This window comes from Buchnera aphidicola (Brachycaudus cardui), from assembly GCF_005081945.1.
In the GTDB taxonomy this organism is placed as follows: domain Bacteria; phylum Pseudomonadota; class Gammaproteobacteria; order Enterobacterales; family Enterobacteriaceae; genus Buchnera; species Buchnera aphidicola_AN.
The window spans coordinates 69,105-84,333 of record NZ_CP034879.1; the positions used below are offsets into that span (position 1 = coordinate 69,105).

Annotated in this window: 14 protein-coding genes and 3 tRNA genes; 10 read left to right on the forward strand and 7 right to left on the reverse strand. The window is 24.5% G+C overall.

What is annotated here, in order from left to right; translation table 11 throughout:
* Positions 1-15 precede the first annotated feature (15 nt).
* The 4 genes from crr to cysK all read right to left on the reverse strand — a co-directional run bounded on the left by crr (position 16) and on the right by cysK (position 3,786).
* Positions 16-519 carry a PTS glucose transporter subunit IIA gene (gene crr, locus D9V67_RS00320; RefSeq protein WP_158358965.1) on the reverse strand — a complete coding sequence of 168 codons (504 nt, stop codon included), beginning with the start codon at positions 517-519 and terminating at the stop codon, positions 16-18.
* Positions 520-568: 49 nt separating this feature from the next.
* The gene (gene ptsI / locus D9V67_RS00325) at positions 569-2,284 is read right to left on the reverse strand and encodes a phosphoenolpyruvate-protein phosphotransferase PtsI (protein ID WP_158358967.1); all 1,716 of its coding nucleotides are present in this window, start codon (positions 2,282-2,284) and stop codon (positions 569-571) included.
* A 150-nt stretch (positions 2,285-2,434) separates the two neighbouring features.
* Positions 2,435-2,692, reverse strand: coding sequence for an HPr family phosphocarrier protein (locus D9V67_RS00330; protein ID WP_158358968.1), 258 nt, complete (start codon positions 2,690-2,692; stop codon positions 2,435-2,437).
* Positions 2,693-2,817: 125 nt separating this feature from the next.
* Positions 2,818-3,786: a cysteine synthase A gene (cysK, locus tag D9V67_RS00335; RefSeq protein ID WP_158358971.1), complete on the reverse strand. Its 969-nt coding sequence runs from the start codon at positions 3,784-3,786 to the stop codon at positions 2,818-2,820.
* A 260-nt stretch (positions 3,787-4,046) separates the two neighbouring features.
* Between cysK and ligA the strand changes: the two genes are divergently transcribed.
* Complete coding sequence (gene ligA, locus D9V67_RS00340; RefSeq protein ID WP_158358973.1) at positions 4,047-6,068, forward strand: NAD-dependent DNA ligase LigA; 2,022 nt, start codon at positions 4,047-4,049, stop codon at positions 6,066-6,068.
* A gap of 5 nt (positions 6,069-6,073) precedes the next feature.
* On the opposite strand, the gene D9V67_RS00345 is transcribed toward ligA, so the two are convergent.
* Together D9V67_RS00345 and D9V67_RS00350 are read right to left on the reverse strand one after the other, a co-directional pair.
* Positions 6,074-6,146: transfer RNA gene (locus tag D9V67_RS00345), tRNA-Lys, on the reverse strand.
* 19 nt (positions 6,147-6,165) lie between these two features.
* Positions 6,166-6,241, reverse strand: a tRNA-Val gene (locus D9V67_RS00350).
* A gap of 193 nt (positions 6,242-6,434) precedes the next feature.
* Between D9V67_RS00350 and gltX the strand changes: the two genes are divergently transcribed.
* Positions 6,435-7,862: a glutamate--tRNA ligase gene (gene gltX / locus D9V67_RS00355; protein ID WP_158358975.1), complete on the forward strand. Its 1,428-nt coding sequence runs from the start codon at positions 6,435-6,437 to the stop codon at positions 7,860-7,862.
* 202 nt (positions 7,863-8,064) lie between these two features.
* A tRNA-Ala gene (locus tag D9V67_RS00360) sits at positions 8,065-8,137 on the forward strand.
* Between the two features lie 146 nt (positions 8,138-8,283).
* Here D9V67_RS00360 and fliE read toward each other — a convergent pair.
* On the reverse strand, positions 8,284-8,598 hold the full coding sequence (gene fliE, locus D9V67_RS00365; RefSeq protein ID WP_158358977.1) for a flagellar hook-basal body complex protein FliE: 315 nt from the start codon (positions 8,596-8,598) through the stop codon (positions 8,284-8,286).
* Positions 8,599-8,851: 253 nt separating this feature from the next.
* On the opposite strand from fliE, the gene fliF reads away from it, so the two are divergent.
* Genes fliF through D9V67_RS00400 form a run of 7 tightly spaced genes read left to right on the forward strand, consistent with a single transcriptional unit; the run spans position 8,852 to position 15,154 of the window.
* The gene (gene fliF / locus D9V67_RS00370) at positions 8,852-10,519 is read left to right on the forward strand and encodes a flagellar basal-body MS-ring/collar protein FliF (protein ID WP_158358979.1); all 1,668 of its coding nucleotides are present in this window, start codon (positions 8,852-8,854) and stop codon (positions 10,517-10,519) included.
* Positions 10,516-11,511 carry a flagellar motor switch protein FliG gene (gene fliG / locus D9V67_RS00375; RefSeq protein WP_158358981.1) on the forward strand — a complete coding sequence of 332 codons (996 nt, stop codon included), beginning with the start codon at positions 10,516-10,518 and terminating at the stop codon, positions 11,509-11,511. The genes fliF and fliG overlap by 4 nt, the downstream gene beginning before the upstream one ends.
* Positions 11,504-12,172 carry a flagellar assembly protein FliH gene (locus D9V67_RS00380; protein WP_158358983.1) on the forward strand — a complete coding sequence of 223 codons (669 nt, stop codon included), beginning with the start codon at positions 11,504-11,506 and terminating at the stop codon, positions 12,170-12,172. Before fliG ends, D9V67_RS00380 begins: the two co-directional genes overlap by 8 nt.
* Positions 12,130-13,527 (forward strand): FliI/YscN family ATPase, encoded by a 1,398-nt coding sequence (locus D9V67_RS00385; RefSeq protein ID WP_158358985.1) that lies wholly within the window; start codon positions 12,130-12,132, stop codon positions 13,525-13,527. The genes D9V67_RS00380 and D9V67_RS00385 overlap by 43 nt, the downstream gene beginning before the upstream one ends.
* Positions 13,528-13,560: 33 nt before the next feature.
* Positions 13,561-14,004: a flagellar export protein FliJ gene (locus D9V67_RS00390; protein ID WP_158358988.1), complete on the forward strand. Its 444-nt coding sequence runs from the start codon at positions 13,561-13,563 to the stop codon at positions 14,002-14,004.
* A gap of 8 nt (positions 14,005-14,012) precedes the next feature.
* Entirely contained in the window at positions 14,013-14,324 is a 312-nt protein-coding gene (locus D9V67_RS00395; RefSeq protein ID WP_158358990.1) for a hypothetical protein, read from the forward strand.
* A complete protein-coding gene (locus tag D9V67_RS00400) occupies positions 14,321-15,154 on the forward strand; it encodes a flagellar hook-length control protein FliK (protein WP_158358992.1) in 834 nt (277 codons plus the stop codon). The genes D9V67_RS00395 and D9V67_RS00400 overlap by 4 nt, the downstream gene beginning before the upstream one ends.
* Positions 15,155-15,229 lie beyond the last annotated feature (75 nt).

Below are 15,229 nucleotides of genomic sequence, written 5' to 3' on the forward strand. Positions count from 1 at the left end.
TTTTCTATTGAAAAATTAATTATATAAGGTAATAATAATTGATTTTCCAGCAATAATAGTACCTGATGATTTTTCTATTTTTTTAAAATTTTCCATATTTGAAATTACAACAGGAGTTAATACAGAAAAAGATTTTTTTGTTAAAAAATCTAAATCGAATGAAATAATTTCATCTCCTATTTTTACTTTTTCATTGTCTGTTGCTATTTTTGTAAAACCTGACCCTTTTAATTTCACAGTGTCAATGCCAAAGTGAACAAATAATTCAACGTTGTCTTCTGAAATAATTGAAAAAGCGTGTAGACTTTCAAATATTTTTCCAATAGTTCCATTAACTGGTGCAACTATTTTATTTCCTGATGGTTTAATTGCTATTCCATCACCTACTATTTTCTTAGAAAAAACAAGGTCTGGTACATCTTCGATATTGACTATATCACCTGATAAAGGTGCGATAATGTCTATTTTTTTAGAAAAAATGGGATTTTTACTTTTAAACAAATCAGAAAAGAAATTCATTTTTGTCTCCTAAGTACTTTTTGATTATGTTTTAGTGTATTATCACCTCTTAATAATTCATAAAATTTTTTACTAAATTAAGTATTTCTTTAGTAGTTGGCAACGTTAGTGCTTTTTGTGCTAATTTTTTAGCATCAGAAAAAGATGTTTTACGAATAATTTCTTTTATTTTTGGAATACTTATTGAACTCATACTAAATTCATCTAGTCCCATACCTAATAATAGAACAGTAGCACGTTCATCTCCTGCAAATTCTCCGCACATACCTGTCCATTTTCCATTCTTATGTGAAACATCAATGACTTTTTTGATTAATTTTAAAATAGATGGATTCATAGGATTATAGAGATGTGAAATTAAATCATTTCCTCTATCAACAGCTAAAGTATATTGTGTTAAATCATTAGTCCCAATACTAAAAAAATCCACTTCTTTTATTAAATAATCAGAGATTATAGCTGATGCTGGTGTTTCTATCATAATGCCAATTTTGATATTTTTATCAAATAAAATGTTGTTATTATGTAGTTGATTTTGAATGTTTTTAATCTCTAATTTTAATATTCTAATTTCTTCTACAGAAATTATCATAGGAAAAAGAATATGTATTTTACCAAACGCAGAAGCTCTAAGAATAGCTTTTAATTGTGCTTGTAAAATCTCTTTTCTATCCATTGATATTCGTATTGCGCGCCAGCCAAGAAAAGGATTATCTTCTTTTGGTAGGTTCATATAAGGAAGATCTTTGTCGCCACCAATATCCATTGTTCGTATAATGACAGGTTTATTTTTCATTAATTCTGCTATTTTTTTATACGACTGAAATTGTTCATTTTCAGTTGGTAAAGAGGTTCTTCCCATAAATAAAAATTCTGTACGATAGAGACCAATACATTCTGCACCATTATTCTGTGCAGAATTAATTTCCTGTATATTACCAATATTAGAACCAATTTTAATATTATGTCCGTCAAGAGTAGTAGCAGGTAAATTTTTTAAATTTATCAATTTATTTTTTTTATAAAAATAAATATTTTTTACTTCTGTTTTTTGGTTTATTAATTCATTAGAAGGATTTATGAAAATTTCGTTTTGAATACAATCTAAAATAATATAATCATTATTTTTTACTATATTGGTTACGTTACCAGTACCCACAATAGCAGGAATTTCTAGTGATCTTGCCATAATTGAAGTATGTGATGTTCGACCACCTAAATCAGTAATAAATCCTAAAACATAGTTTAAATTTATTTGTGCTGTTTCTGAAGGAGTTAAATCTTTTGCAATTAAAATAACTTCACGTGTGATATGATTTAAATCAATAATATTTAGATGGAGTATGTTTTTTAACAAACGTTTTCCAATATCTCTTACGTCAATTGCTCTATTTTTTAAATATTCATCTTTAAGTTTTTCTAAAGCTTTTGCTTGTCCTTCAATAATAAATTCAGTAGCTGCTGCAGCACATATTTTTTTTTCTTTAATTAAAGAGATTATTTCTTGTTCTAATTCTTCATCTTCGAGAAGCATAATATGACCTTCAAAGATACTTTCCTTTTTTTCTCCAAATTTTTCTCTAGCTGTAATTTTAATTTGTGTTAGTTGTTCGATTGATTTTTTTCTACCTTTAAAAAAATTTTCTATTTCTTGTTTAATATTTTTAATATCAATTGTTTTCCGGTTAATAACAATTTCTTCTTCTTTTAATAAAAGAGCATGTCCAAAAGCTATACCCGGTGATGCTAAAATGCCTGAAATCATAACATTACCTTTAATAAAGTTTATCCATTCAGAGAGGAAAAATATGGCAGGTCAGGCGAATATATTTTTTCATAAAATAATCCGGAAGTTATTTTTTATATAACCTCCGAGATCCGCGTAAAAATTTATAAATTATCTCTGTATGATAATTTATTCTAATTCTGTCATTATTTTAGATAAATGTTCAATTGATTGTTTTTCATCTTCTCCTTCAGCAGATAATGTAATAATACTACCTTGAACTAATCCTAGTGTTTGAATTTTAAATAAACTTTTTGCATTAACTGTTTTGCCATTAAATATAATAGAAATATCAGAAATAAATTTTTTTGCTTCTTTTACAAATTGAGCTGCAGGACGGGTATGTAATCCATGTGGAGCAGTTATTGTGATTTGGTTTTGAAACATTTTTTTCCCTTAAATAGTTTTAGTAAAATAGTGTTCAGGTTTATATTTTTTCAAATAATGAAAATACAACTTCTGCAATAAAAAATACTAGATAATCAAGTTTTTTATTACAGAAGTTGTATTTTTTAAAAATATTTTTTACATTCAAACAATGTAGAAAATAATTCTGTACTTAAATAACGCTCTCCTGAAGACGGTAATATAACAACTATTTTTTTGTTTAAAAATTTTTTTTGTTTTTGAAGTTTAAAGGCAGCAAATAAAGCTGCACCTGAAGAAATACCTGCTAATATTCCTTCTGTTTTCATTAATTGTTGAGCGGTCAGTATTGATTCTTCACTTGAAACAGTAACGACTTCATCAATTAATGTTAAGTCTAAATTTTTAGGGATAAATCCAGGTCCGATACCTTGAATTTTGTGTGGTCCAGGTTTTATTTTTTTTCCAGATAAAAATTGTGTAATTACAGGTGATTCAGAAGGTTCAACTGCAATACTGATAAAATTTTTATTTTCCTTGTTTTGTTTTATATATCTCGAGATACCTGTAATAGTGCCTCCTGTTCCTACAGCAGAAATCAAAACATCTACATCACCATTAGTATCATTCCATATTTCAGGACCAGTGGTTTTTTGATGAATTTCAGGGTTTGCTGGATTTTCAAATTGTTTTAACAAAAGATATTTTTTAGTATCATATGATACAATTTCATCTGCCTTAGATATTGCTCCTTGCATTCCGAATTTTCCATTTGTTAATACTAAGTTGGCACCTAAAGATTTGAGTAGTTTTTTTCTTTCCATAGACATGGTATCTGGCATGGTAAGAGTTAAGCGATAGTTTCGAGCTGCAGCAACATAAGCTAATGCTATTCCAGTATTTCCACTAGTCGCTTCTATTAATTCTATATTTTTAGTCAGTGTTCCATTTTTTTCTGCATTCCATATCATATTAGCACCAATTCTGCATTTCACACTAAAACTAGGATTTCTAGATTCTATTTTGACAAAAATGTTTCTATTTCCTATATTTTTTAAGCGAACTAAAGGTGTGTTTCCAATAGTTAAAGAATTATCTTCATATATTTTACTCATCTTTTTCTCTTAATTTTTTTAAAGCTATTTTAATAAAAAGTTTTTAGTATGTAATAAGAATCTTATTTTTTTATAAAATTTTTTTTATTATACTGCTTTTTGTCTATTTTAAAAAAACCTATCTTTTATATTTTAAAAATAAATATTTTTTTATTATAAGTAAAAATTATATAATAAAAAATATTTTGAAATACAAATATTATTAATTTATAACATTTGAGATAATTTAAAGTTCATCTTTTTAAGCATATAATAAATTTATGACATCTATTAAAAATAAAATCGATCAATTACGAAAAAATATTTTGAAATATGAATATTTTTATCATAAATTAGATCAACCAATTGTTTCTGATGCAGAATATGATTATTTACTTCACAAATTGTATAATCTAGAATTAAAGAATAAACAATTTATTACTGCTGATTCACCTACTCAAAAGATAGGATCTAACTTATCAAATAAATTTCAAAAAATAACACATTTTTCTCCTATGTTATCTTTAGATAATACATTTAATGTACAAGGATATTTAGATTTTGAAACAAGAATTAAGAAATTTCTAAATGTTAATCTTGAAATTTCTCTATGTTGTGAATTAAAAATAGATGGTATAGCTATTAGTATTATCTATGAAGAAGGTATATTTATACGAGCAGCAACTCGAGGTGATGGCTATAAAGGAGAAAATATTACTGTAAATGCAAAAATGATTAAATCTATTCCATTAAAATTAACAGGATGTGATATACCTAAAAGATTAGAAATTCGAGGGGAAGTATTTATGTTAAAATCTGATTTTTTAGAATTAAATGAGATATCTCAAATTGAAAAAAATAAATCTTTTTCTAACCCTCGAAATGCAGCTGCAGGTTCATTACGTCATATCGATCCAAAAATCACAGCTGAAAGAAAATTAATGTTTTTTTGTCATGGTTGTGATTTTTTCTCAGAAATAGAAAAATTTACTACTCATTATGAACGATTGATGCAGTGTTCAGTATGGGGATTACCAGTTAATAAAGAAATGAAAAATTGTTCTAATTATACAGAAGTATTTGATTTTTATAAAAAAATTGAAAAAAAAAGACATGTTTTTAATTTTGATATAGATGGTATTGTTGTCAAAGTTAATTCATTAGAATTACAAAATAAATTAGGTTTTAATAGCAAATCACCAAGATGGGCTATAGCTTTGAAGTTTTCTTCTTTAGAAAGAATAACGCGATTGAATAGTGTAAAATTTCAGGTTGGTAGAACAGGTGCAATTACTCCCGTTGCGTGTTTTGAACCAGTTTATATATCTGGTGTTACAATTCGAAAGGCTTCATTGCATAATAAAAATGAAATAGAGCGATTAAATTTACATGTTAATGATTTTATTGTGATATGTCGATCTGGGGATGTTATACCAAAATTGTTAAGTGTTGTTACAGCTACACGTTCTAGTTATTCAAAGAAAATTATTTTTCCTGTATTTTGTCCAATTTGTAATACAAAACTTCTAGAAAGTAAAGAAGACAAAGTAATTCGTTGTCATGCTGGATTAATATGCGATGCTCAGAAAAAAAAATCATTACAACATTTTTTTTCAAAAAAATCTTTAAATGTAAGAGGTTTAGGTCCTAAAATTATTAATGAATTAGTTGACAAAAAATATGTTAATAACCCAATAGATTTTTTTTATCTTAGAGAGATTGATTTAATTAAATTAAAAAAAATAGGATCTAAAAAAAGTCTAGAAATTATTAGTGCTATTAATCAATGTAAAAAAACTACTTTTAAACGTTTTATTTATGCTTTAGGAATATTAAATGTAGGTGAGATTGCTGCAGAAAAAATTGCAAACTATTTTTTAACGTTAGATAAGTTAATTAATACTAGTATTCTAGATCTAAATAATATAGATGGAATCGGAAAAGTTATTGCATATAATATATGGAACTATTTTTCTATTGATTCAAATCGCGATATGATTTTTAATTTAGTAAAAAAAGTAGGAATTTCTTGGGATGATCGAGAAATTTTCATGAAAAAAAAGAAAAATACATATTTTTCTGGTAAAAAAGTGGTTTTAACAGGTATTTTTGATAATTTTCAACGAATAGAATTAAAAAATATTTTAATTAATTTAGACGCTATTGTTTTAAACCATATTTCTAAAAATACAGATTTATTGATTGTTGGAAAAAAATTTGGTTCTAAATTTTTTCAAGCTAAATTATTAAAAATAAAAACTATTAATGAAGACGAGTTTCAATATTTAATATCATTAAAATAATATTTTGGGTCGTGCAGGATTTGAACCTGCGACCAATTGATTAAAAGTCAACTGCTCTACCAACTGAGCTAACGACCCTATTTTGTTATTTTTATTTTGGTGGGTGATGACGGACTTGAACCGCCGACTTCCTCCGTGTAAAGGAGGAGCTCTACCAACTGAGCTAATCACCCTAAAACTGAATTTATAGCTTTATTGTAAAGCTAGAAGAAATAGAGTCAACCTTTTTTTAAAAAATAATATTTGTTTGTTGTAAATTTAATCATTATGATTAAATTATAGTCTATATTTTTTATTGAAAATTAATAATAAATATTATGAAAAGATTTATTATTTTTTATAATATCAAATATTTTTAAGGTATACATGAAAATAAAAACGCGTTTTGCTCCTAGTCCTACTGGAAATTTACATATTGGAAGTATTCGTACTGCGTTATATTCTTGGTTATTCGCAAGGCATAATAATGGAAAATTTATACTTCGCATAGAGGATACAGATCTTGAACGTTCTCAACAAGTCTCTGTTGATTCTATTTTTAATGGATTAAAATGGTTAGGATTAAATTGGGATGAAGGACCTTATTTTCAAAGTCAAAGATTAGATCGATATAAAAAAGTTATTAATAATATGATAGATAAAGGTGATGCATATAAATGTTTTTGCTCATCTGAAAAATTAGAAGAAATACGAAAAAACCAAATTCAAAAGGGTTTTAAACCACGCTATCCTGGAATTTGTAGGAATTTAAAATATAAAAATATATTTAATCAAGATTATGTCATAAGATTTAAAAATCCTAGTACTGGAAAAGTAGTTTTTAATGATAAAATTAGAGGTAATATTGTTTTTGACAATAAAGAATTAGATGACCTTATAATTCAACGTTCTAATGGCATGCCTACTTATAATTTTTGTGCGGTAATAGATGATTTAGACATGCAGATTACTCATGTGATTCGTGGAGAGGATCACATTAATAATACACCTCGTCAAATTAATATCATGAAGTCTTTAGGCGCCGAAATACCAATTTATGCGCATTTATCAATGATTTTAGATGAAGATAAACATAAAATTTCTAAAAGAAAAAATGCTTTAAGTATAACTGAGTACTATAAAAAAGGATTTTTACCAGAGGCGTTATTAAACTATATAGTTCGATTAGGCTGGTCTTATGGTGACAAAGAAATTTTTAGTGTATTAGAAATGCAAGAATTATTTAGTTTAAAGTCTATAAGTAAATCTTCTAGTATTATTAGTACAAAAAAACTGTTATGGCTAAATAAATATTATATTAACAACCTATCAGTAAGTTATATCTGCAATCTTCTTAAAATTTATATGATAGAAGAAAATATTATTATAAGTAATGGTCCTAATTTAGAACTACTATTTAAACTGTTAAGAAATCGTTATCATACATTGAAAGAAATAGCTAAATCTTGTCGGTATTTTTATGAAGAATTTAATGATTTTAACAAACAAGCAGCAGAGAGATATTTGCTAATAAATAATTTTTCTATTTTAGATAAATTATATAAAAAAATAAAAAATTTAATTGTTTGGAATCATTATGCAATCTCTGAAGTTATTAATAATTTATCTGAAGATACCTTAGTAAATATAAAAGAAATTAATATGATTTTAAGAGTAGCGATAACAGGTAATGTGTGTTCACCTAGTATAAGTTCTGTTATTGATTTAGTTGGTCGAAAAAAAACTTTATTAAGAATAAAAAAAGCAATGGACTATATTAATCATTTATCTATTAATAAAAAAATAGATAATTAAGTATCCTTTAAAAAAATAAACTTTAAATTATTTATAAAAAATTTGACACATATAATTTTTAGTAAGATTATAATGAAGTTTTTACTAATAAAAATATATCCTTAAATAATTTACATAAATTTTTAAAGCTTTGTTATATATAAATTATTTTATGAAGAAATAAATTGACAGAATTCACCTGTTTTTATATTGTAATATTTTTGGGGTTATAGCTCAGTCGGTAGAGCACTTGCATGGCATGCAAGATGTCAGCGGTTCGATTCCGCTTAGCTCCATAAAATTTGTTTTTATATTAAATATTATTAAATATTTAACTAAAAAATTAAAATAAAATAGAATATTAGTCTTAATAAATTTTTAATCTAAAAAAATATTTGTCATATTATAATGTGCTGAATAAGATTCAGCACATTATTAAAAATCAAATTTGTTGGCTCATTATTTCTTGATATGCTGATACAATTTTATTTCTTACTTGAATTGCCATTTGCATAGAAAGAGAAGATTTTTGTAAGTTTATCATGACATCATTTAAAGATATTCCTGATTGATTTAATACAAATTTTTCAGCATCTTTTGTTGCGTGTTTTTGAATTTTGCTTATTTCTCCCAATGCTGTTTTTATACAGTCAATGAAATTATTAGATTCTACATTATTTTGTGAGATATTTTTATATTTGTCTAAAAAATTGACTTTTGTATGCAAATTTTGATAATCAATATTATTAATTAACATAATCTTCCTCTATAAATGATATTTATTTAAATGATACTTATTTTTTTAAGATTTACAAAGATTATTATATCTTAATATAAAATAAATGAAGAAAAAGTTTTTTTTATACTAAAATAATAGTTTTTTATATATTATTAATAATAATTTACTTGAAAACAATTGAACAAGAAATTTTTTTATTTCATACTATTAGTACAATTATTTCATTGTTACTAAATTGTAGTTAGAACTAACTATCAGATAGGAAGATTTCATGAATTTTAGTGCTATAGAAGATTCAGTGTTAGAAGAGAAAAAAAAATTTAATAATTTTTTATCTCGTTTTTTGAAAAATTCTCGTGTTTTAATCATTTTATTAACAGCTACAGTGATTACTGCTGTTTCTGTTTCAATATGGATAAAATCTCCTGAATATCAAATTTTATATAATCATTTATCTGATGAAGATAGTGGAGCTATTGTAAATCATTTAAATCAAATGAAAATTCCTTATCAATTTACTGATGCTTCAGGTGCAATATCTGTTCCAAAAAACAAAGTTTATGATATTCGTTTGCGTTTAGCAGAAAAAAATCTTCCACGAGGTAGAGAAATTGGTTTTGAATTATTAGATAAAGAAAAATTTGGCATAAGTCAATTTAATGAACAAATCAATTATCAGCGTGCTTTAGAAGGAGAACTAGCTCGTACTATACAACGAATTAATATTGTAAAAAGTGCTAGAATACATTTAGCATTCTCTAAACCATCATTATTTTTACAAGAAAATAAAAAACCATCAGCTTCTGTGATTTTAGAACTGCAAAATGGAAGAGCATTAAATATAGAACAAATTAATGCAATATTACATTTAATTTCAAGTAGTGTTTCTGATCTTTCTATTGAAAATATCACTATTGTTGATCAATCAGGACAATTGTTAAATCAGCCTTTTTCAAGTCATCAACAAATTAATAATTTACAGTTTAAATATTCTGAAGATATTGAATCGCGTTATCGAAATAGAATAAAAAATATTTTAGAGCCATTAGTCGGTATTGGTAATGTTTATGCACAAGTCACTGCTCAGATAGATTTTAATGATCAAGAAGAAACACAAGAAAAATATTTACCAAATACTAATCATAAAAATCAAGCAATACGATCTTATCAAAATAGCATTCACGATGAAATAAATCATAAGAATATACCAACAGCGTTATCTAATAATATTACATTTGATAAAAATATTAGAAATATGAAAAATGATAATCTCATTAGAAAAAGAAATTTTTTAAAGAATACTAAAAAATTAGATAATACTTATGATCCTTTAAATTCTAATATTAATCGTGATAATACAGTTAATTATGAGTTAAATCATAGCGTATCACATATTAAAATGAATATAGGAGAAATTAAAAGATTATCAGCTGCAGTTTTACTTAATTTTGTTAAAGATAAAAACGGAAAAGAAATTCCTTTTACTGCAGAAAAAATAAAAAATATTGAATATTTAATACGTGAAACAATAGGGTATTCTAAAGTACGAGGTGATAGTATTCACGTTGTTAATGCATCTTTTACTAATAATAAATATCATAAAAAAATTCCTGTTCCATTAAAGAATTTAGATTCATTTGAATCTTCAAATTTTCTATTTAATTCTGCACCATGGTGTGTTGCTATTATCTTTCTCTTTTTCTTATTAAAAAGATATATTTGTCCTTTTTCAAGAAATGATTCTACTAAAAATAGTATAAAAAACGAAAAAAAACATATAGAAAATTATGAGAATATAGAAAAAAATATTGCTGAACAAGAAGATATGAAGAATAATTTTCATACAGATAAAATAATTCATCAAATTTGTAATATATCTAATCAGAATCCACGTACTATAGCGTTGATTATTCGTGAATGGATGAGTGATAAAATATGATTTTAAATGGTACTGAAAAAAGTGCATTATTATTAATGTCCATAGGAGCTGAACAAGCAGGGAAAATATTAAAACATTTAACTCCTTTTGAAGTACAAGAACTTCTCACTTCTATGGTAAACATAAAAAGAGTTTCAACAAAACAATTAAATGAAACATTGCATGAATGTTATAATCTTGCAATAAAAAATAATGCTTTTAATTTTAATAATAGCGATAATTATCTTGTAGATATGTTAGAAAAAGCATTAGGAGAAAAGAAAGGAAATTCTTTATTACAAGAAGCACTAGATATTCGCAATGCTAAAATATGTATTAAAGCGCTTAATTGTATGGATCCTGAAAAACTTGCTTTTTTATTAAATCAAGAACATCCTCAAATTATTACAACAATACTTATATATCTAGATAGAAAACATTCTGCTAAAGTGCTTTCTTTTCTTAGTAATACAAAACGTGCTGAAATTATATTGAAGATTACAGAATTTCATGGAATTGAAGAATCTAGTTTAGTTGAATTAAATAAAGTGATTGAAAATTTAATGCAGAATAAGAAATTAATTTTATCAGAAAAAGGAGGTATAAAAACTGCTGCTAAAATTTTAAATTCTATGACCATTAAAGATGAAAAAGAAACAATAAAAAAAATTAGCGCATTTAATAAAAAATTATCAAATGACATTATTAATGAAATGTTTTCATTTGAAAATGTAGTGGATTTAGATGATAATTATATTAAAATTCTTATTGAAAATATTGAAAAAGAAAAATTATATATTGCACTTCAAAACACAAGCTCTATTATTAGAGAAAAGTTTTTTAAAAATATGACTGAAATAGAATCAAAACAGTTATCTTTAAGTTTAGAAAAACAATCTTATATTTCTAATCTTTCTATAAAAAACGAACAAAAATTAATTTTGATAATGATTAAAAGTATTATAGATAAGGGGTATTTTGCATTAAATAATTTAAGAGAGTATTATGCCTAATTTAATATTAGAAAAAAAATGGACACGATGGTATCCAAAAAAAATATTTTTCAAAAATAAAAAAAATAATAAAAAATTTTTATATAGTTCAGATCAATATACTCAAGACGACTTTTATTTAGATGTACATAATAAAAAACAATGTCATCAAGACGAAAAAAATAATATATCAACAATAGATATAACAACGACAAAAGAATATACAATAGGTTTTGAAAAAGGATTGTCAGAAGGTGTACAAGAAAATATTTTATTAAAAAATCAACTAAATAATTTACTTTTAGATTATGAAAAATCTTTCTCTGAACTTGAAAAAATACTATATTCTCGTGTATTAAAAACAGTATTAATAGTTTCATCCTATGTCATTGGACATAAAACTAATATTGATGAATTAATTTTGCTGAAGTCTATCAAAAAAACTATCAACAAAGATGGTATGTTTTTGAAAAAACCGCATCTAATTATTCATTCTAATAATAGACTTTTAATAGAAAAAACATTCAAAAATTTTTTACATACTTATAAATGGAAATTAGTATGTGATGATAATATAGATATAAATAGTTTTAAAATTACATCAGAAAGCAGTGATATAGATGTTACAGTTGATGCTAGATGGCAAGAATTATGTCGTCTTCTTTATTCAGAGGAATATTAATGCATTTAAGATTTACTCAATTGTTAAATAAGCTTTCTTCATTTGAAAACAGAGTGAATAAACTTCCTCATTCTATTATTTATGGTCGTCTTATTAGTATTAATGGTTTAGTTTTAGAAGTAGTAGGATTAAAAGTTCCTATTGGGGCTCAATGTGTTGTTGAAAGAATAATAGATGGAAAAAACTTGAATATTGATACTGAAGTAGTAGGTTTTTCACAAGAAAAAACATTATTATTATCTTTAGAAGAAATTCAAGGTGTATTTCCAGGTGCTCGCGTTTTTTTAAAAACAAGTAGCAATATAAATTATTTTATAAAGAAAATCCCATTGGGAATAGAATTGTTAGGAAGAGTCGTAGATGGAAGAGGTCAGCCATTAGATGGATTATCTCCATTAAGCGATGAATGTTATTCTATAAATAAAATTAATAGCATTAATCCATTAAATAGAAAGCCAATTACTAAAATTTTAGACACTGGAATACGTGCGATTAATGCGCTTTTAACTATTGGACAAGGCCAAAGAATAGGTATATTTTCTAGCTCTGGAATCGGGAAAAGTATTTTACTTGGTATGATAGCAAAATATACTCAAGCAGATATTATTGTTATTGGATTAATTGGAGAAAGAGGACGAGAAGTAAAAGATTTTATAGAAAATATACTCGGTAAAAAAGGATTAAAACGATCAGTAATAGTGGCGGCTCCTGCAGATACATCACCTTTAATAAGAATACAAGCAGCGTCTTATGCCACTAGTATTGCAGAATATTTTTGTAATAATAATAAGCATGTATTGCTAATTATGGATTCTTTAACTCGTTATGCTATGGCACAACGAGAAGTGTCCTTGTCTTTAGAAGAGCTACCTGTTTCAAAAGGTTATCCATCTTCAATATTTTCAAAAATTCCTAGTTTAGTAGAACGTATAGGTAATACTAATAAGGGTTCAATTACTGCTTTTTATACAGTTTTAACTGAAAGTGAAGATGATCAAGATCCTATTTCATATTTAGCACGTTCGATATTAGATGGACATATTATTTTATCTCGCTATTATGCTGATTTAGGTCATTATCCTGCAATTGATATTGGATCTTCTATTAGTCGTGTCATGCCAGATATTATCGATTCTCAACATTATAGAGAAGCCTGTTATTTTAAAAAATTAGTTGCTTCTTATCAAAGAAATCGAGATTTAATAAATGTTGGCGCTTATGTTTCTGGAACTGACGCAGTATTAGATAATGCTATTAAACTTTGGCCGAAATTAGAAAAATTTTTACAACAGGAAGTATCAGAAAAAAGTAATTATTCTATTGCTCGTCAAGATTTAAAGAACATATTATTTTGATATGTCAAAATATTGGATATATATATTACACTAATGAAATATAAAAAACATTTTTTATCTATTTTAGAGAAAATAGAAATACAAAAAATAGAAAAAGAAATCATTAATCTTAAAAATATGTTCTTAAAACAAAAACATAATAATCAACAATTAGAATTGTTAGTTGAGTATGAAAAGGAATATATAAAAAAAACATACAATCAATTGTTATCAGGAATGTGTATATATCAGTGGAAAAATTATAATAACTTCATTTCAATGTTACGTGTAATTATTAAAGATAATCGAGATATGCTTAAGAAAAATCAAGAAGTAATTAAAGAAAGATTAAACATTTGGTCTAAAAGTCAAAAAAAATTACAATTTTGGAAAAATTTAAATTTTATAAATAAAACACAAATATTAAATATCAAAAGAATAGAAGAACAGATACTTAATGATAATTATATTCAATTAAAGTTTTTTAAAAAAGGATAAGCATTATAATGTTAGAAATTATTGATAATACAACATCACAAAAAAATATTTTTTCTAATATTAAAAATAATACTTTTAATATTATTAACGAATTATGCAGATCTAAATCTTTATTTTATGAATTACAAAAAACTTTACTTACCCAAGCAATAGAATTTGAAAACGTCTCTACAGAAGATAAAAAAAAAGATGACAAAAATATTATATGTAATAATTTTGTCATTAATAATTTATTAAATATTTTTAATAAAGAAAAAAAAGATATTAATGAAAGTCATTTAAAGAATGTTCGATGTAAAAATATAAAAAAAAAAAAATGACCCAACATAAAAATATTTTATTAGATAATTTTTATTTTTTAAAAGATATAAAAAATTGTAAAATAAACAAGAATAAAAATCAATTTCAAAATATATACATTAGATCACCATCAAATTCATCAGATGCATGTAAAAATATAACTAGTCAAGAACATAAGTTAAATATAATAAATAACGCATATTTAATAAAATCCAATCATCACTATAATCATAAAAAAATAAATTTTAATAATATAAATCAAGATAGATGTAAAAATATAAAAAACAAGGAAAACGTCATTTCTTTTCTAAACATCAAGCATCATAAAAATAATTTATTTCCATTAAAAAATATAAATAAAATTGATACTTGTATGCGTAATACATATCTTTTAAAAGAAAATAATAAAAAAGAAGTGATCAGAACATATACAGAACCATTTTTTTTTCATTCTTCCAAAAATTCTATAGAATGGAAGAAATCAATTAGTCAAAAAATACATCTAGCTATTGCTAATAAAGAAAATCAAGCAGAAATATATTTAAAACCAGAAAGTTTAGGTGCTATATATATTAAAATCAATATGAAACATGATCAAGCAGTACTAAGTTTTATTTCTAATAATAATGAAGTTAGAAAATTTTTAGACGAATATGTTCCTTATCTACGTAATTCATTAAATAAAAGTCGCATTTTATTAAAAGAAGTAAATATTTATAGTTCCATAAAAAATTATAAAAGTATTTTAAATAAAAATATTTTTAATGTGCATCAATTTAAAAAAACCTTGAATATATATAAAAAAAATATAGACATGATAAAATATCAAGAAATTGATATCTATGTGTAATAAAGAAGATAATATATATCTAATACAAAAGATATACAATTATATTGTTGTTATATAAATTACAAATTCAATTGT